General features: G+C 35.4%; 19 protein-coding genes. 14 read left to right on the top strand and 5 right to left on the bottom strand.

The features are described from left to right. Positions 1-51: 51 nt before the first annotated feature. The 3 genes from ACUN28_RS11395 to sspN all read left to right on the top strand — a co-directional run bounded on the left by ACUN28_RS11395 (position 52) and on the right by sspN (position 1460). On the top strand, positions 52-999 hold the full coding sequence (locus ACUN28_RS11395; protein WP_016086821.1) for a 3'-5' exonuclease: 948 nt from the start codon (positions 52-54) through the stop codon (positions 997-999). A 139-nt stretch (positions 1000-1138) separates the two neighbouring features. Continuing rightward, the gene (locus ACUN28_RS11400; RefSeq protein WP_001254697.1) at positions 1139-1282 is read left to right on the top strand and encodes an FbpB family small basic protein; all 144 of its coding nucleotides are present in this window, start codon (positions 1139-1141) and stop codon (positions 1280-1282) included. A 43-nt stretch (positions 1283-1325) separates the two neighbouring features. After that, positions 1326-1460 (top strand): acid-soluble spore protein SspN, encoded by a 135-nt coding sequence (gene sspN, locus ACUN28_RS11405; RefSeq protein ID WP_000527988.1) that lies wholly within the window; start codon positions 1326-1328, stop codon positions 1458-1460. Positions 1461-1555: 95 nt separating this feature from the next. On the opposite strand, the gene ACUN28_RS11410 is transcribed toward sspN, so the two are convergent. Then, positions 1556-2848 (bottom strand): glycosyl hydrolase family 18 protein, encoded by a 1293-nt coding sequence (locus ACUN28_RS11410; protein ID WP_000614842.1) that lies wholly within the window; start codon positions 2846-2848, stop codon positions 1556-1558. A 317-nt stretch (positions 2849-3165) separates the two neighbouring features. On the opposite strand from ACUN28_RS11410, the gene ACUN28_RS11415 reads away from it, so the two are divergent. Both ACUN28_RS11415 and ACUN28_RS11420 read left to right on the top strand, forming a co-directional pair. Then, positions 3166-4284: an RNA-guided endonuclease InsQ/TnpB family protein gene (locus tag ACUN28_RS11415; RefSeq protein ID WP_033660107.1), complete on the top strand. Its 1119-nt coding sequence runs from the start codon at positions 3166-3168 to the stop codon at positions 4282-4284. Positions 4285-4448: 164 nt separating this feature from the next. After that, entirely contained in the window at positions 4449-4868 is a 420-nt protein-coding gene (locus ACUN28_RS11420; RefSeq protein ID WP_016086823.1) for an acyl-CoA thioesterase, read from the top strand. 28 nt (positions 4869-4896) lie between these two features. Here the strand turns inward: ACUN28_RS11420 and ACUN28_RS11425 are convergent, their stop codons facing one another. Continuing rightward, positions 4897-5187: a HesB/YadR/YfhF family protein gene (locus ACUN28_RS11425; protein ID WP_001054451.1), complete on the bottom strand. Its 291-nt coding sequence runs from the start codon at positions 5185-5187 to the stop codon at positions 4897-4899. Positions 5188-5295: 108 nt separating this feature from the next. Continuing rightward, complete coding sequence (gene plsY / locus ACUN28_RS11430) at positions 5296-5892, bottom strand: glycerol-3-phosphate 1-O-acyltransferase PlsY (RefSeq protein WP_016086824.1); 597 nt, start codon at positions 5890-5892, stop codon at positions 5296-5298. Positions 5893-6117: 225 nt separating this feature from the next. Here plsY and ACUN28_RS11435 point away from each other — a divergent pair, with 225 nt between their 5' ends. The 8 genes from ACUN28_RS11435 to ACUN28_RS11470 all read left to right on the top strand — a co-directional run bounded on the left by ACUN28_RS11435 (position 6118) and on the right by ACUN28_RS11470 (position 17083). Next, on the top strand, positions 6118-7974 hold the full coding sequence (locus ACUN28_RS11435; RefSeq protein WP_016086825.1) for an anaerobic ribonucleoside triphosphate reductase: 1857 nt from the start codon (positions 6118-6120) through the stop codon (positions 7972-7974). Then, complete coding sequence (gene nrdG, locus ACUN28_RS11440; RefSeq protein ID WP_016086826.1) at positions 7971-8423, top strand: anaerobic ribonucleoside-triphosphate reductase activating protein; 453 nt, start codon at positions 7971-7973, stop codon at positions 8421-8423. The genes ACUN28_RS11435 and nrdG overlap by 4 nt, the downstream gene beginning before the upstream one ends. A gap of 18 nt (positions 8424-8441) precedes the next feature. Then, positions 8442-9119 (top strand): response regulator transcription factor, encoded by a 678-nt coding sequence (locus ACUN28_RS11445; RefSeq protein WP_001044675.1) that lies wholly within the window; start codon positions 8442-8444, stop codon positions 9117-9119. Positions 9120-9322: 203 nt separating this feature from the next. After that, positions 9323-10564: a S1C family serine protease gene (locus tag ACUN28_RS11450; RefSeq protein ID WP_016086827.1), complete on the top strand. Its 1242-nt coding sequence runs from the start codon at positions 9323-9325 to the stop codon at positions 10562-10564. A gap of 79 nt (positions 10565-10643) precedes the next feature. Continuing rightward, on the top strand, positions 10644-11057 hold the full coding sequence (locus ACUN28_RS11455; RefSeq protein WP_016086828.1) for a CoA-binding protein: 414 nt from the start codon (positions 10644-10646) through the stop codon (positions 11055-11057). A 374-nt stretch (positions 11058-11431) separates the two neighbouring features. Next, entirely contained in the window at positions 11432-13396 is a 1965-nt protein-coding gene (parE, locus tag ACUN28_RS11460) for a DNA topoisomerase IV subunit B (protein ID WP_001062208.1), read from the top strand. A 1-nt stretch (position 13397) separates the two neighbouring features. After that, on the top strand, positions 13398-15821 hold the full coding sequence (parC, locus tag ACUN28_RS11465; RefSeq protein ID WP_016086829.1) for a DNA topoisomerase IV subunit A: 2424 nt from the start codon (positions 13398-13400) through the stop codon (positions 15819-15821). Between the two features lie 230 nt (positions 15822-16051). Then, positions 16052-17083, top strand: a complete 1032-nt coding sequence (locus ACUN28_RS11470) for an oxidoreductase (protein WP_016086830.1) — start codon at positions 16052-16054, stop codon at positions 17081-17083. A gap of 58 nt (positions 17084-17141) precedes the next feature. Here the strand turns inward: ACUN28_RS11470 and ACUN28_RS11475 are convergent, their stop codons facing one another. Continuing rightward, a complete protein-coding gene (locus ACUN28_RS11475) occupies positions 17142-17585 on the bottom strand; it encodes a VOC family protein (RefSeq protein ID WP_016086831.1) in 444 nt (147 codons plus the stop codon). 82 nt (positions 17586-17667) lie between these two features. Between ACUN28_RS11475 and ACUN28_RS11480 the strand changes: the two genes are divergently transcribed. After that, positions 17668-18612 carry a helix-turn-helix transcriptional regulator gene (locus ACUN28_RS11480; RefSeq protein ID WP_016086832.1) on the top strand — a complete coding sequence of 315 codons (945 nt, stop codon included), beginning with the start codon at positions 17668-17670 and terminating at the stop codon, positions 18610-18612. Positions 18613-18706: 94 nt separating this feature from the next. Here the strand turns inward: ACUN28_RS11480 and ACUN28_RS11485 are convergent, their stop codons facing one another. Next, positions 18707-19300 carry a TetR/AcrR family transcriptional regulator gene (locus tag ACUN28_RS11485; RefSeq protein ID WP_016086833.1) on the bottom strand — a complete coding sequence of 198 codons (594 nt, stop codon included), beginning with the start codon at positions 19298-19300 and terminating at the stop codon, positions 18707-18709. Between the last annotated feature and the right edge of the window lie 102 nt (positions 19301-19402).

Consider the following 19402-nt stretch of genomic DNA (forward strand, 5'->3'; position numbering starts at 1 on the left):
TGATATGATAAAAGAAATATAAACGTTGAGAGATAAAGGAGTGTATTTGGAGTGGGGAATATATCCTTACCGTTAGATTATGTTGTAATTGACTTTGAAACAACAGGATTTAACCCTTATAATGACAAAATCATTCAAATGGCAGCAGTGAAATATCGTAATCATGAACTAGTAGATCAATTTGTTTCCTATGTGAATCCAGAGCGTTCAATTCCGGACCGAATAACGAGCTTAACAGGTATTACAAATTATCGTGTTTCAGATGCACCGACAATTGAAGAAGTGTTACCTTTATTTTTAGCATTTTTACATACAAATGTAATTGTCGCTCATAATGCATCTTTTGATATGCGTTTTTTGAAAAGTAATGTGAATATGCTTGGGTTACCGGAACCTAAAAACAAAGTGATTGATACTGTGTTTTTAGCAAAGAAATATATGAAGCACGCGCCTAATCATAAACTTGAAACGTTAAAGAGCATGCTTGGAATTCGTTTAAGTTCTCATAATGCATTTGATGATTGTATTACGTGTGCAGCTGTTTATCAAAAGTGTGCAGCTATTGAAGAAGAAGGACAGAGAAAAGTAAATAAGGTCTCACTTGATGAAATCGTAGTATACGAAGCGGTGAAAGAAATGCTTGCACGTAATAAACGTAATGTAGAATGGCTACGTTGTATGAACGTAGGAAGTTATTTAGATATAAAAGCTTTTTATCCGGTTATGAGAGTAAAGGTAACAGGACGAAAGAAATATGTATTAACAGATATATTAGAAGATGATGTGAAAGAAATATGTACAAGCTTAAAATGTGAACCAGCGTTAAAAAGTGAAGTTGGTAATACGAGAATTATGTTGAATAGCTTAGAGGATGTCTTGAAATTAGAAAGTTATATTTTAGAACAGTATGATTTCGTACTGCAAGCGCTACGTGATTATAAACAAAGTGAAATGAATGCAGATGAAAAGATAAAAGAATATTTGAATATTATGGTATAAAAAACTCCGTGTACGATTTAGTGTACACGGAGTTTTTTTATGAGTACTAAAACATAAAATTTTCTTGCAAATCTGATTAAAGAGTTTTTCGTTTGCTCATACTATGTAATAAGAAAGCGAAGGAGAGAGGGTGAACAGCATGAGAAGAAGTCGCCGTAAATCATTTGACGAACTTGTGAAAGAAAATAAACAACAATTATTAAGCGATCGTGATGCAATCGATCGTATTGAAGAGCGTATTGAAAAGCGTTATGAAATGAAACTTTTTAAGCAGGCTGAATAATTCTTAACACTAGTACGATACTAGTGTTAAGGAGGCGATAGCAATGGGTAATCCGAAAAAGAATTCAAAAGACTTTGCACCGAACCAAATTGGAACGCAATCGAAAAAAGCTGGTGGCAATAAAGGAAAACAAATGCAAGATCAAACTGGTAAGCAACCGATTGTTGATAACGGCTAAAAAGAAGAATGTTATCATTCTTCTTTTTTGTGAAGTAATGGAAGTGAAAATGAAAAGTAGATTTTTAACAGTGATACAAAAAGGGCTGACTTATGTCAGCCCTTTTTCGTAATCGTAAAGTTTTCAACGAGTAAACGCCAATTTTGTGGGAATGGTAAACCAATTTTCCAATAACTAATACCGCCTATACCTTGTTCTTTCATTAAATTGAATTTACTTTGAACAGACCGTGAATCTTCAAACCAAACTTCGTGTTGTACACCGTTTTCGTCAAAGTAATTAAAATGAGGAGCTTGGGCTGTGAAATCATAGCGGATAGGAACATTGTATTTACGGGCTAGTGCAACAGCTGCGACAGAACTAATTGCTTTTGCAGGTGGGTTACCTTGTTTGAACGGAAGTTTCCAATCGAATCCGTATAAGTTTTGCCCCATCATAATTTTTTGTGGAGGCATTTGAGATTTTGCGTATTGAAGTACTTCTTTTACAGGACCGATAGGAGAAATCGCCATCGGTGGACCACCTTGCCAACCCCAGTCGTATGTCATAATGACGACGAAATCAACAATTTGTCCTTGTGCTTTATAATCGTGAGCTTCGAAAAATTTTCCCTTTTGATTTGAACTTGTTTTCGGTACAAGCGTTGTACTCAATGTATACCCGCTAGGTAAGCGTGTTTTTACAGTTCGTAAAAAACGATTATACGCTTCACGATCTTCAGGTGCCACACTCTCGAAATCAAAATGAATGTCTCGCATGCCATATTTTTCAGCTGTTTGCAAAATGTTAGTAATAAATTTGTTTTGAATCGTTGCATCGCGTAAAATGACTGATGTCAAATCGGCACTGAAATTTCCATTTTCAATATTTGTAATAACTAGCATAGGGATGGTATTACCTTGCGTTGCAATATTAGCAATTTTAGCTGTTTCAGTCGGTTCTTTTAATGTGCCATCTCTTTTTGCCTCGAAGCTGAAGTATGCTAAGTATGTTAAAAATGGATTAATAGCACGCGTAGCATTAACTAAACTTTCTTTTATCGGTATTGTTGAAGGTTGTAAATAAGCGATGGATTCTACTGCTCTTTTTGTCCCTTTCGGTATATATAATTGCTGTCCGACATGGAGAATGGATTTTAATGAAAGGTTATTAACTTTAGCTAAACTAGCGAGAGGAACGTTATATGTTTGAGAAATTCGATACAGGCTATCGCCGGGCTGTACATAATAATTATTCCCTTTCGTATTAACGATAAGTGCCTGACCAACAACGAGTGTTTCGGCTGGATTTAGTCCATTGTCTTTTACTATTTCGTCAGGTGTGGATCCATATTTTGATGCCAAGCTATATACGCTATCACCGCTACGCACAGTTACAATTTGAATCATATGCTTGCCCCTTTCGGTAAAAGATTCACTGTTTTTATTTTATTTTTGATGTCACTGTATTATGATTAAATGTATGCAAGGTAGCAGAATTGAAAGAAGGGAAGAAACAGTTAGTGTATATCTACAAAAATATATAATTAGTGATAAAATATTTGTAGATGAAAAATTGTCGCCGGGGTAAAGTAGTTTCATGGGATGAAAAATATGAAAGTATATTCAATTGGTGATTTTGCAAAAAAGGCAGGTAGGATAGAACAAACTAATTGCCATCTTCAAGGGAAAATAAGCTAAGAAGATGGTTAAGGGGTTGCTGGAAAATGATGCTTGCGAAGAAAGTGAGAATCAAGCCGAATAAAGAACAAGAATTGCAACTTTGGAAATCTGTTGGTACGGCAAGATGGGCTTATAATTGGACACTGGCGAAGCAAGAAGAGAATTACAAGAATGGCGGAAAGTTCATATCAGACGGTTTTTTACGGAAAGAATTAACTGTATTAAAGCAGACTGAAGAATATGCTTGGTTGTACGATGTTTCAAATAATATAGCCAAACAAGCGATTAAAGATGCTTGTGAAGCATATAAGCGATTTTTCAAGGGACTGGCTGATAAACCACGATTCAAAAGCAGAAGGAAAGCAAACCTCTCTTTTTACAATGATAATGTCAAGTTAAAAGTAAAAGAAAAACAAGTTTTGATTGAGAAAGTTGGTTGGGTAAAAACATCCGAAAAGTTACCTGTAGGGGTTAAGTACTCTAATCCACGCATTAGCTTTGACGGTAAGTATTGGTATTTGTCTGTCGGTATTGAACAGGAGTTTACAAAAGAGAAGTTAACGGCTGTTTCGTTAGGAATAGATATTGGAATCAAAGAATTAGCATATTGTTCTGATGGGCAGAGGAAGAACAATATCAACAAAACAAAAATGGTAAGACAGGCAGAGAAACGCCTTCGTAGGTTGCAACGTCAAGTTTCTCGTAAATATGAAATGAATAAGGAGGGAAACCGTTTTGTCAAAACAAGCAACATTATAAAAATCGAGAAAGAGATACGACAACTACATAGAAGGTTATCAAATATCAGAAAGAATCATCTTCATCAATCCACGAGCGAAATTGTGAAAACCAAGCCATTTCGCATTGTGATGGAGACGTTGCATATGAACGGTCTGCTGAAGAATAGACACCTAGCTAAAGCGATTGCGAAGCAGTGTTTATATGAGTTCAAAAGACAAATTCAATACAAGTGTGAAAAATATGGTATTGAATTTGTAGAAGCTGATACATGGTATCCTTCTTCAAAAATGTGTTCCAGTTGTGGAAGCATCAACAAAGAACTAAAACTTTCTGACCGTGTATACAAATGCACTTGTGGTCACGAAATGGATAGGGATTTAAATGCGGCTATCAATTTGTCACGGTATGAATTAGCCAGTTAACATCTAAAAAAGTTACGGCTAATATGTAGGATTCGTTGTATCCGAATTTACGCCCTCGGAGTGTTACATCAAACGAAAGTAGCTTCTGTGAAATCGGACACGTAGAACAGGGAAATAAACAAAATTTATAGATTTTTATAAGTTTATGGCAACGGCGAATACATATGTTTGTAGCAGAACATGAAGTTGAAATCCGTTATGCGGAAACAGATCAAATGGGTGTTGTTTACCATTCAAATTATTTGGTGTGGCTTGAACTAGGTCGCACGAAACTTATACAAGATTTAGGATTTTCATATGTTGAAATGGAGAGAGAGGGAATTATTTCTCCTGTGTTAGACTTGCAAATTTCATATCGTAAAGCGATGCGTTACGGAGAAAAAGCGATCGTAAAAACATGGGTTGATACAGTGAGCCCACTTCGCGTTGTGTATGGATATGAAATTTATAATGGTGATGGAGAACTTTGTATTACTGCAAGTACGACGAATATTTGTGCGAAAAAAGAAGGTTTCCGCCCTGTATCATTTAAAAAGTTATATCCTGAGTGGTATGCGAAATATGAGGAAATTAAGAAAAAATAAAAAAAGTGTGGCAGAAGCCACGCTTTTTTTATTTTTCATAATTAAATTGAGGGAAATCATCACCGTCGTTAAGTGTAACAGATAAATTATGTCCATCGAAGAACCACTCATCATCGCCTTCAATAAAGAAGTTAATACCTTCTTCTTGAGTCTGAACAGCAGGATGTGCAGGATCATCTTTACGAATACCTAAAGAAAGTCCTTTTTGTACAGTACTGCAACCGCCGTATTGTACGAAAAGGCGTAGTGTTTCACCCGATTGTAAGTTTAATTCGTTTTTATACCATTGTGCTGCTTCTTTTGTTACGGAAAGATTCATGTATAGTTCCTCCAAATTATGTTGCTTTTTCTTTAGTATAAAAAATAACGCAAAAAGACGCTATTAATATGCTTCACGTTTTCTTTTTGCGTTATGTGGGTTACGATCTTATTTTTGCTTTTTTGAAAAGTTTGCTTTCGGTTCAGTTTTATTTATAATTCGTCCAATATTTGCACGGTGTTTATAAATAACCATACCTGCTAATAAACACATCGCAATAATGAAGATTTTATCCCCGCTAACAATTGATGCGATAACGGCAACGACAGCTGTTACCATAGAAGAAAGTGATACGTATCTTGTTGTAAATAAAAGGCTGAAAAAGACAACAGCTAATATTGCAAAAACAACTGGTGAGTAGCATAATAGCACGCCAGCAGAAGTTGCAACTGCTTTACCACCACGGAATTTCGCGAAAATCGGATACACATGTCCAAGAACAGCTGCTAACCCGAACCAGAGTGGGTGAACGTCTAACCCGAAAATAATCGGTAGACTTGTTGCTAATGTACCTTTTAAAATGTCAGCAATTGTAACGATAAAACCTGCTTTTTTCCCTAGTGTGCGGAATGTATTTGTTCCGCCTAAATTACCGCTGCCATGCTCACGAATGTCGATTCCATAACCGATTTTTCCAACGACTAGTGCAAATGGAATCGAGCCAAGTAAGTAGGAAACGATAAATAAAAGATATGTAGTAACCATAAGTTCAGTCTCCTTTATTCAAATGTGTTGATAAAGGGTAAAAAGAGTTTTTCCCGTATATTGTACCATACATTTGTAAAGAGCACATTTCTTTTTTGTAAATGAAAAATTCATTATTTCGTGAAAAAAATTTCACAGGAATGTTACATTTCTCACAGAAACAACAAGACTATATGTAGTAACATTTTAATCACAAGACAACAACATATTGGTGGAGGGTTATAAATGTTACAACAAAATACACGTGGAGAAGAATTAATGAAAGTTTTCGAGACAATTGTCCACGGCAATGAACAAGATTTAATGCAAGAAAATGCAAATGTAGATGGCCGCTCTCCAATGGGAGTAATGGGAACGTTCGCATCAGAGAGTGCGAAATATTATGCAGTTGAAAATTTATTGTCAGATCAAGTGAAAAAAGCGATAAATCAAAATATATTATATCCACATGACTTAGATTTTTATGCGACAGGAACGACGACTTGTTCACAAATTCCATTAGCGCAAATGCTTGCTAATGGTTTTCATACTGGACATGGACATATGAGACAACCGCAAGACATTAAAAGTGCGTTGGCTCTTTCGTCTATTATTTTTCAAGCGAATCAAAATATGCAGCACGGTGGTCAATCGTTTGCACTATTTGATATTGATTTAGCTCCGTATGTGAGAAAAACAGTAGAGAGACATAAGAAACGATTACAGTCATATCCGCTTACGAAAGAACAAATAGAAGAATTTGCATGGAAAGAAACGGAAAATGATGCGTATCAGGCGTGTGAGGCTTTCGTTCATAATTCAAATAGTATGCACAGTAGGGGCGGGGGACAAGTACCGTTTATTTCTATTAATTATGGAACAGACACATCAAAAGAGGGACGATTACTAGTTAGACAGCTTTTAAAAGCGACACAAGCTGGTCTTGGTAAAGGGGAAACACCAATTTTTCCTATTCAAATTTTTAAAATGAAAAAAGGTGTGAACTTTGAAGAATCTGATCCGAACTATGATTTATTTGAATTAGCGTTAGAGACAACGGCTGAACGATTATTCCCTAATTTTTCATTTTTAGATGCGCCATTTAATGCAGTGCATTATGATGGACGACCGGAAAGTGAAGTATGTTACATGGGATGCCGTACCCGTGTTATGTCTAACATACATGGAGAAGAAACAGCGATTGGAAGAGGCAATTTATCATTTACGTCTATCAACTTAGTGAAATTAGCATTAATTAGTGGTTCAAAAGAAGCATTTTTTGAAGCATTAAATTATTACTTAGATTTAGGAATTAAGCAATTATTAGAGAGATTTGAGTATCAATGTACGAAGCGAGCGAGAGATTTTCGATTTCTCTATTCACAAGGTGTATGGCGTGGTGGGGAAAAGTTACAGCCTGAAGATTCTGTAGCATCCATTTTAAAACAAGGGACGTTAAGTCTTGGTTTTATCGGTCTTGCGGAGTGTTTAGTAGCTTTAACAGGAAAGCATCATGGAGAAGATGAAGAAGCATGGAAACTTGGGTATGAAATTATTTCCTTTATGAGAGAGAGAATGGATAAAGCGACAGAAGAATATGAACTGAATTTCTCAGTAATTGCAACTCCTGCAGAAGGGTTATCAGGGAAGTTTGTGAAAAAAGATAGGGAAGAATTTGGTGTGATTAGCGGTATAACGAACCATAATTATTATACGAATTCATTCCATATTCCAGTTTACTATAACATTCAAGCGATAAAAAAAATTCGTTTAGAAGGGCCTTTTCACGCTCTATGTAACGGAGGCCATATTACGTATATTGAGCTAGACGGAGCAGCTATGCATAACAAAAAAGCATTAAAGCAAATTGTACAAGCGATGGCAGAGAATGGCGTTGGATACGGTTCAATTAATCATCCGGTTGACCGTTGTAAGTGCTGCAGTTATCACGGAGTTATCGGAAATGAATGCCCAAGCTGCGGAAATGGAGACGAGGCTAATATAGAAAGAATCCGCCGTATAACAGGTTATCTTGTAGGGGATATGTCGAAGTGGAATAGTGCGAAACGTAGTGAAGAGATGGATCGGGTGAAGCATAAATGAAAGTGATGAACATCATTCATGATAGTGTAGTCGATGGGGAAGGGTTGCGGACAGTCGTGTTTTTTGCGGGCTGTCCGCATCGTTGTTTCGGTTGCCATAATCCGGAATCGTGGAATATTTGTAATGGAACTGAAATGACAGTAGAAGAAATTGTGAACGAGATTGCAAGTAATCCATTAACTGATGTAACATTTTCAGGTGGAGATCCATTTTTCCAAGCTGCTGAAGTGAAAAAAGTAGCAAAAGCTGTGAAAGACTTGAAAAAAAATCTATGGATGTATACAGGTTATACGTTAGAAGAGATACAGAGTTCTCAAAATAATGATATGATAGAGTTGTTACATTATGGGGATGTTTTAGTCGATGGAAGATTTGAAATCGAGAAAAAAGATTTAACACTTCCATTTCGCGGAAGCTCCAATCAACGTATTATTCGATTGAAAGAGTAAAAAGGCGGGATAGATGATATGAATAAAACAGTATTACTTGTTGAAGATGAAAGAAGACTACGTGAAATCGTTAGTGATTATTTTCGTAATGAAGGCTTTGAAGTAATCGAAGCAGAAGACGGAAAAATAGCGTTAGAATTATTTGCAGAGCATGAAATTGATTTAATTATGTTAGATATTATGTTACCAGAAATAGATGGATGGTCTGTTTGTAGACGAATTAGAAAAGAATCAGCAGTACCAATTATTATGCTAACAGCCCGTTCGGATGAGGATGATACATTACTAGGGTTCGAATTAGGTGCAGATGAATATGTAACAAAGCCTTTCAGTCCGAAAGTGTTAGTAGCTCGCGCGAAGACGTTATTGAAACGTGCGGATGGTGTGGTAGGAGTAGCGGAAGAAAATGCTATGTCTTTAGCGGGAATAGAAGTAAATCGTTTGTCTAGAACTGTTTTAGTCGATGGAGAAGAAATTATATTGACACATAAGGAATTTGAACTTCTTGTTTATTTAATGGAGAACAAAGGAATTGTGTTGTCACGTCAACATTTATTAGATCAGTTATGGGGATATGATTACTACGGTGATGACCGAACGGTTGATACTCATATTAAAAAACTGCGAAATAAGCTAGGAGATAAAGCGAAGCATATCGGTACTGTTATTCGAGTGGGTTACAAATTTGAAGAATAACCTTTAAATTACTATGCACTTTGGCTTTGGGATATAGCGAATTTATACTCTCTTTTGTAGGTGGAATGTACAAAAAATACTTTTCTTGTCTACAATGATAGATAAGAGTATTTTTTTAATTGGATTTCACGATGAGTTCACAAGAAGGACACAGGCTGTGACTATACTGAAAGTACGAATTCACCAGAGAGGGGAAATAAAACATGGGATATTACGACGGACCGAATTTAAATGAAGAGCATAGCGAAACGAGAGAAATGAAAAAATCTGGTAGTAAAAAAGGATATTTTTTCACAGGTTTAGTTGGAGCAGTAGTCGGGGCTGTCACAATTAGTTTTGCGGCACCATATATGCCATGGGCTCAAAATAATGGAGCGGCTGTATCATCATTCAGTTCGGATTCAAAAGTTGAAGGTACTGTAGTTCCTGTGGTCAATAAAGCAAAAAATGAAACTGATTTACCTGGTATGATTGAAGGCGCGAAAGATGTTGTTGTAGGTGTTATTAATATGCAACAAAGTATAGATCCGTTTGCAATGCAACCGACGGGTCAAGAACAACAAGCTGGTTCAGGATCAGGTGTTATTTATAAAAAATCAGGAAATAAAGCATATATTGTAACAAACAACCATGTAGTAGATGGTGCAAATAAACTTGCTGTAAAACTAAGTGATGGTAAAAAGGTAGATGCAAAACTAGTAGGGAAAGATCCTTGGTTAGATTTAGCTGTTGTTGAAATTGATGGGGCTAATGTAAATAAAGTTGCAACGTTAGGTGATTCTAGTAAAATCCGTGCTGGTGAAAAAGCAATTGCAATCGGTAACCCACTAGGGTTTGATGGAAGTGTAACGGAAGGGATTATTAGTAGTAAAGAGCGTGAAATTCCAGTAGATATCGATGGCGATAAACGTGCAGATTGGAATGCTCAAGTTATTCAAACAGATGCAGCAATTAACCCAGGTAATAGTGGTGGTGCGTTGTTTAACCAAAATGGTGAAATAATTGGGATTAATTCAAGTAAAATTGCACAACAAGAAGTTGAAGGAATTGGATTTGCTATTCCAATTAATATTGCAAAGCCAGTTATTGAATCGCTTGAAAAAGACGGAGTGGTGAAACGTCCAGCTCTTGGAGTAGGTGTCGTTTCATTAGAAGATGTGCAAGCTTATGCAGTAAATCAATTGAAAGTACCGAAAGAAGTAACAAACGGCGTTGTATTAGGTAAAATTTACCCAATATCACCTGCAGAAAAAGCTGGTTTAGAGCAATATGATATTGTAGTATCATTAGATGATCAAAAAGTAGAAAATTCACTTCAATTCCGTAAATATTTATATGAAAAGAAAAAAGTAGGCGAGAAAGTAGAAGTTACATTCTATCGTAACGGTCAAAAAATGACGAAAACAGCTACTTTAGCAGATAATTCAGCTACAAAGAATCAATAATTGAAATAAAAGAAAGTCTCTTTCATATTGAAAGAGACTTTCTTTATCGGCTATACTAAAGGAATAGGAGGGATAAATTATGACAATTGAAAACCCAACTCGTACGGAAATTGGTGAAGTATTAAAGAAAAGCAAAACGATTGCAGTTGTTGGATTATCGGATAAACCAGGACGTACATCGTATATGGTTTCAAAAGCAATGCAAGATGCAGGGTATCGCATTATTCCAGTAAACCCAACAGTAGATGAGGTGCTTGGAGAAAAAGCAATTTCTTCACTAAAGGATATTAAGGAACATGTTGATATTGTAAATGTATTCCGCCGTTCAGAATTTTTAATGGATGTTGCGAAAGAGTTTGTAGAGATTGATGCAGATGTTTTTTGGGCACAATTAGGAGTACAAGATGAAGATACATATAAACTTTTAAAAGAAAAAGGCTATACTGTAATAATGGATCGTTGTATTAAAGTAGAACATGCGATGACAAAATAGTATAGAATTAAAGGTAGAAAGATTGATTCAGCCCTCATTAGTAGGTAAGTAGGGCCGATGAACGAGGTGTTCATCATGAGATTTTTTAAAGGCTGTTTTTGGGGATTATTACTCGTTATCCCATTTTGGATATTGATCATTTGGATCATGATAAAGGCTTGGAATGTGTAATCTTGGCATACATATCCATTTCTCGTTGACAAACGATTATTTTTCTGAAATAGTAGCCTAGAGGAATCCTTGTGAAAAAACAAGGATTTTTCTATTGAAAATGGTATATAAAAGAGATAAGATAACTTGCCAAAACTATAGTCGAGGCGTTATTCTATAATAGAAACATATGTTCTGATTTGATTAGGAAAGGGGCAAGGAGTTTGGCAAAGCATCAGTTCCAATATAATGAAGATGCAATTCAAGTGCTAGAAGGGCTTGAAGCCGTTCGAAAACGCCCGGGTATGTATATCGGGAGTACGGATAGCCGTGGATTGCATCATTTAGTATATGAAATAGTAGATAACTCCGTTGACGAAGCGTTAGCGGGATTTGGCGACGAAATTTCTGTCGTAATACATAAAGATAATAGTATTAGCGTTATAGATAAAGGGCGAGGAATGCCTACGGGAATGCATAAACTTGGGAAACCTACACCTGAAGTTATTTTAACTGTACTTCATGCTGGTGGTAAGTTTGGTCAAGGTGGTTACAAAACGAGTGGTGGTTTACACGGTGTTGGGGCATCAGTAGTAAACGCCTTATCTGAATGGTTAGTCGTAACGATTAAGCGTGACGGAAATATTTATGAACAACGCTTTGAAAATGGCGGTGTTCCTGTAACGACGCTTGAGAAAATCGGAAAGACGAAAGAATCTGGTACGACAATGCATTTCAAACCAGATACGACGATTTTCAGCACAACAAATTACAATTACGAAACATTATGTGAAAGATTACGTGAATCTGCATTCTTATTAAAAGGGATGAAAATCTCAATAAAAGATGAGCGAAATGATTTAGAAGATGTCTTTCATTATGAAACAGGAATCGAAGCTTTCGTTTCATACTTAAACGAAGAAAAAGATTCGATTCATCCAGTTGTATACTTCACTGGTGAACAAAACGGAATTGAAGCAGAGTTAGCATTCCAGTTTAACGATGGCTATTCAGAAAACATTCTTTCGTTTGTAAATAACGTACGTACAAAAGATGGAGGAACACACGAAGCTGGATTTAAAACAGCAATGACGCGTGTGTTCAATGAGTATGCTCGTAAAGTATCGTTATTAAAAGAAAAAGATAAAAACTTAGAAGGTACAGATATTCGTGAAGGGGTAGCGGCTATCGTTTCTGTACGTGTACCAGAAGAAGTACTTCAGTTTGAAGGCCAAACGAAAGGGAAACTAGGTACAAGTGAAGCTCGTTCTTCAATTGATGCAATTGTATCTGAGCATTTAGCTTACTTTTTAGAAGAAAATCCAGATGTTGCTACACTTCTTGTGAGAAAAGCAGTTAAAGCAGCGCAGGCACGTGAGGCTGCTCGTAAAGCGAGAGAAGAAGCACGTACTGGTAAAAAGAAAAAGAAATCAGAAGGTACATTAAGTGGTAAGTTAACACCTGCACAATCACGTAACCCACAGAAAAATGAACTGTATCTAGTAGAGGGTGACTCTGCCGGTGGTTCCGCGAAACAAGGTCGAGACCGACGTTTCCAAGCGGTATTACCGTTACGTGGTAAAGTAATCAATACAGAAAAAGCAAAACTAGCTGATATCTTTAAAAATGAAGAGATTAATACAATCATTTACGCTATTGGCGGTGGTGTAGGGAATGAATTCGCTGTTGAAGATATTAACTACGATAAAGTTGTAATTATGACCGATGCCGATACAGATGGTGCGCATATTCAAGTATTGTTACTAACGTTCTTCTACAGGTATATGAAACCACTTATCGAAGCTGGCAAAGTATTTATTGCACTCCCACCTTTATACAAAGTAAGTAAAGGAAAAGGTAAGAGTGAAGTGATTGAGTATGCATGGTCTGATGAAGAATTAGATGGTGTAACGAAAAAAGTCGGTAAAGGCTATATGTTGCAGCGTTATAAAGGACTTGGCGAAATGAATGCCGATCAATTATGGGAAACAACGATGAACCCTGAAACACGTACGTTAATTCGTGTGAAAATTGACGATGCATCAAGAGCTGAGCGCCGAGTTACGACATTGATGGGTGATAAGGTAGAACCACGTCGTAAATGGATTGAACGAAATGTACAATTTGGCATGCAAGAAGAAGGAAATATTTTAGAAAATGAAATGATTATGGAGACGGAGGTGGAATAACATGCAAGCAGAGAAGTTTCATGACCTCCCGCTTGAAGACGTGTTAGGTGACCGCTTTGCACGTTATAGTAAATATATTATTCAAGACCGCGCACTTCCAGATGCGCGTGACGGTTTAAAACCGGTACAAAGACGTATTTTATATTCTATGTATGTAGAAGGAAATGTACATGATAAAGCGTTTCGTAAATCAGCTAAAACGGTTGGTAATGTTATCGGTAACTACCATCCGCACGGTGATTCCTCTGTATATGAGGCGATGGTACGTTTAAGTCAAACTTGGAAAGTACGTAATGTTTTAGTTGAAATGCATGGTAATAATGGTAGTGTTGATGGCGATCCAGCAGCGGCAATGCGTTATACAGAAGCGCGTTTATCACCAATCGCATCTGAGTTATTACGTGATCTTGATAAAGAAACAGTAGAATTTGTGTCAAACTTCGATGATACGAGTGAAGAACCAGTTGTATTACCGGCAATGTTTCCCAACTTATTAGTGAACGGATCGACAGGGATTTCAGCTGGTTATGCAACAGAAATTCCTCCACATCATCTTGGAGAAGTAATTGATGCGACCATGATGCGTATTGATAAGCCGAATAGTACGATTGATGATTTATTAACAGTTATGAAAGGACCGGATTTCCCGACAGGTGGTATTATTCAAGGGATTGATGGTATTAAAAAAGCGTACGAAACAGGGAAAGGTAAAATTATTATTCGGGGGAAAGCAGAAGTTGAAACGATTCGTGGTGGGAAGCAACAAATCGTTATTACAGAAATTCCGTATGAAGTAAATAAAGCAAACCTTGTTAAGAAAATGGATGAATTACGTCTAGATAAAAAACTAGATGGAATTGCTGAAGTACGTGATGAGACAGATCGTACAGGTCTTCGTATCGTTGTAGAGTTAAAAAAAGAAGTAAATGCTGAAGGTATTTTAAATTATTTATATAAGAATACAGATTTACAAATTCCATATAACTTTAATATGGTTGCGATAAATAATCGTCGTCCTACACTTATGACGTTACCAAAAATTTTGGATGCATATATTGGACACCAAAAAGAAGTTGTAACAAAGCGTTCTCAGTATGAATTACGAAAAGCGGAAAATCGTCAACATATTGTTGAAGGTTTAATGAAAGCATTATCAATTTTAGATCAAGTAATCGAAACGATTAGATCTTCTAAAGATAAGCGTAATGCGAAAGATAACTTAAGTGCTAAATTCGGCTTTACAGAAGCACAATCAGAAGCAATCGTTTCGTTGCAATTATATCGTTTAACAAATACAGATATTACAGCACTAGAAAAAGAAGCGGATGAATTAAGTACAAAAATTGCAGAATTACAGGCAATTTTACAAAGTGAAAAAAGACTTCTTCAAGTTATTAAAACAGATTTGAAGAGAGTAAAGAAAACATATAGTGATGATCGCCGTGCTATTATTGAAGAACAAATTGAGGAAATTAAAATCGATGTGGAAGTGATGATTCCTCAGGAAGATGTCATCGTTACTGTAACGAAAGAAGGATATGTGAAACGAACAGGTTGGCGTTCACATAATGCATCGAACGGAAAAGACTTCGGTATGAAAGAGGGTGACATCTTACTGGAGCGATTCGATACGAATACGACAGAAACAGTCCTCTTATTTACGAATAAAGGAAACTATATATATCTGCCAGTATATGAAATGCCAGAAATTCGTTGGAAAGATTTAGGTCAACACGTTGCGAATCTCGTTTCACTCGAGCGGGATGAAATGATTATTTGGGCGACCGTCGTACCGAATTTTGAAGAAGAAAAACGATTTATCGTATTTGTTACACGAAATGGTATGATTAAGAAAACAGAATTAAACCAATATAAAGTTCAGCGTTATTCAAGAGCGTTCGTCGCTGTGAATTTGAAAAAAGATGATTATGTTGTAGATATATTTGCAACAGATGGAACGAGTGATATTGTTCTAGCAACCTATGGTGCATATGCACTTATTTTCCATGAAGATGAAGTAAGTCCAGTCGGTGTAAGGGCCGCTGGTGTGAAAGCAATTAACTTAAAAGAAGATGATTATGTCGCTTCTGGTAAACCGTTAAATGGTGACAAAGATCAACTTATTCTCGTTACGCAGCGCGGTGCTGTAAAACGTCTAAAAGCATCAGAAATTGAGAAATCAACGAGGGCGAAGCGAGGTCTTGTTATTTTCAAAGAGTTAAAACGTAATCCATACCGTATTGTCGGTATTGAAATTGTTAGAGAAGATGAACTAGTTTACATGAAGACAGAGAAACACATCGTAGAAGAAATTGATCCGAAAGCGTATCGAAATAAAGACCGGTATAGTAACGGTAGTTTAGTGCTAGATGTTAACGATACAGGTGAAGTTATTGAAACGTGGACAAAAAAACGACCGGAATAAAAAAAGCATCTTGCTATGGATAATGGCAAGATGCTTTTTTCTAGGCAAATTATTATGTAAATAATAATAATCTTGTTATAATAACTGAATGAAATCGTTCTCATAAAGTGAAACTTTAATCAATCGGACTTTTACGAGCAGTTGATTCCTCAACTAAATTCTTTACTTTCGCTGAATTTTGAGGTAGGGGGTCTTACTGTCCGTTAAAGCGGGATAAATGGAGGGGCAACATGAAAAAAATAGGTGTAGGGATTGTAGGATTTGGATTTTCTAGTACAACATTTCACATTCCATTATTACAAACGATAGAAGAATATGATATTCGTGCTATTTTATCATCAAAAGAAGAACTCGTGAAACAAGCATTACCAAATGCTGAAGTTGTTGGCACAATTGAAGAATTAGTAAAACGTGCTGATATTGACTTAGTGGTGATTACTTCACCGAATACAACTCATTTTCCATATGTAAAAGAAGCCATTTTACATGGTAAGCATGTAGTTGTGGAGAAGCCATTCGTTGTTTCAATTGAAGAAGGCGAAGAACTAATTTCATTAGCAAAACAGCACAATGTGGTGTTAAGCGTATATCATAATCGCCGTTTTGATAATGATTTCTTAACGATAAAGAGATTGTTAGAAGAAAACAGAATAGGGAATCTATACGCATATGAAGCACATTTCGATCGTTTTCGTCCACATGTACGTGATCGCTGGAGAGAAAAGAATTTACCAGGATCAGGTATATTATATGATTTAGGATCGCATTTAATTGACCAAGCATTATCATTATTTGGGAAACCAGATGCGATAAGTGCAGATGTAATCAAACAACGACCAGGTGCAGAAATTGATGATTACTTCCATGTTATACTCCACTACGGTGTTAAACGTGTCACTTTACATAGTAGCAGTTACGTAAAGCAAGCAGGTCCACACTTTACACTGCATGGAGATAAAGGTTCTATCGTGAAATACGGTATGGATTCACAGGAAGAACAATTAAAAAATGGAATGAAGCCAGGCGATAACGGTTATGGAGTAGACGCTGAAGAGAATTTTGCTACTTTAGATACGGAAGAAAAGCTAGAGCGTATTTCGACAGAAGTTGGCTGTTATGACATGTATTATAAAGGTGTAAGAGATAGTATTGTAAACGGTGAGAAACCACCTGTAACAGCACAAGAAGGCTTGGAAGTTATTCGACTTATTCAATTAGCGATTGAAAGTAGTGAAACGGGTAGAGTCATCAATGTAAAATAAAAAAAGACACGAATTTCGTGTCTTTTTTTATTAGGCATATGTGAATATGACTAATTATTTAGTTTAATCGCTTGTCATACATTAACTGAATTTGTATACCGTAAGGATCTTCAATAATCCCATATGCTTCACTAAATATATTTTTTTCTAACGGAGAGATTATTTTCACATGCTTATTAGAAATTAAATTATTATAAAATCTTTGTATTTCTTCTAAATTAGCGCTTTGAATGCAAAGCGACATGTTATTTCCAACGTTATAACGTTCATTAGGCTTCATTGTATCTTCTGCTATCATTAGCTTTGTATTCCCGATTTGTAAAACAGAGTGAGCAATATAATCTTTATTTTCACTTGTAATTTTAAAAGAACGATCTCTTTTGGCCAATTCTTCATACGTAACAACCATTAGCTTCTTTGCTTCTAAATTACGTGTATAAAAGTTAATTGCCTCCTTTGCTTGCCCATTCATTGAAAGAAAAATAGCTATTTCTAATGTCATAAATTTATAACTCCTTTATTAGTTAATAATTATAATATAGACTAAAAAGGTTTCAATACATGACACCTTTCAGGAGGGGAATATGAAAAAAACGGAACGAATAAATGACATGCTTATTTTCTTAAATAATAAAAGATATTTTAATTTAAAAGATTTAATGGCTAGATATGATATTTCTAAAAGTACTGCTTTACGAGATATTCAATCATTGGAAGAAATAGGTGTGCCAATATATTCTGAATTAGGTAGAAATGGAAGTTATAAAATTATAGAAAATAGTGTGTTATCACCAATTTATTTTAGTGTGGATGAAATGTATGCGTTATACTTTTCGGTTCTTACATTAAATGGATACAAGACAAAACCATTCAATATAGAAAGTATTGCTCTTGAAAATAAATTTAAACATGTATTACCTGATAATGTGCGTAAAAATATTTCAATTATGGAACGAACGCTTTCTTTTGAAGTAACAAATCATAGTAATTTTAGTCCGTTCTTAAAAGAAATTTTACAAGGGATTTTTGCTGAGCAAGTTTATCATTTAACATATTTAAAAAAAGATGAGGAGAAAGTATTAGTCGCCCAATTTATTCGAATAGAATCTAAATTTGGCCAGTGGTATGCTAAAATCTTTAATTTTGAGACAAATAATGTTCAAATACTTAGATGTGATAAAATTCTTTCTATTGTGGAAACAAGCAATACGAATTCAAAAAATCTTGAAGAATTACTAAGTTACCTTACTACTTTTCACAGAAAGCCTGATGCAATTGATTTTCGTGTCATCGTTAATCAAAAAGGAAAAGATATTTTCGATAAAGAGAATTATCCTTCCATGAGGATACAAAAAGAAAATGAAAACTATACTATAACAGGCTATTTTAACAAGCAAGAATTTGATTTTATTTCAAGTTATTTTCTGAATTTCGGTGAAACGATTATTTCAATTCAGCCTGTTATGCTAAAAGAGTTAATCTACAATAAGGTGTTATCTATTAAGCAGCATTTAACTTTTTTAAGTTAAAGTTTGTTTTAGTCGTTTTTTTGACATGAAAAAGCCCTCGAGATTTCAATATCCAAAGGGCTTTTTGTTGATTTTATTTGTTCTGTAGGAAAAATTATTTTTCTGGGACGGACAGTCCATAAAAGAACATCGTAACGATATCTTGTATATGTTTTTCACGATCTCCTTCAAGAAGCTGTGCCCCGAAATCATCACCTAATTTAGTAAACATTTGAATGTAAAGTAACATCATTTCTTTAGTAAGATGAGGATTAATTTCATTATTGCGCTGTGCTTGTTCTAATATTTCTAAATACCATGGCAGTATTTTTTCATTTTGATAACTATAAATAAACTCTCGGAGAATTTCATCTCTTTGCATCATTTGTAGTAACATATCAGGCTGAAATAACCCGCCAGTATTCATTTTTCTTACAATCATTTTTTGCATCATATCATGAAAGGGTAATTTTTCTTCAGCAAGCTCTTTATAATATTGAAATTCAGATATGATAAATTCTTGTATAAGCTCCCTAAATAACGCATCTTTACTTCCAAAATGATTATAAATGGTAACTTGAGAAACGTTAGCTTTTTTTGCAATATGTTCTATTTTCACTTCATTAAATCCACGTTCTGAAAATAATTTAAAGGCCGCATCTTTAATGGCACGTTTTTTCTTTTCTTTCACTTTTTCAAATCCGTTCAATACAATCACCTCAATAAAAATATACAAGAAAATATAGGTGAAAACAATATTTTTGAAATATGGACATATAAATATTTCAAAAAGTTGTTGCGAATATGAAAG

It is taken from the genome of Bacillus sp. WC2507, assembly GCF_052656125.1.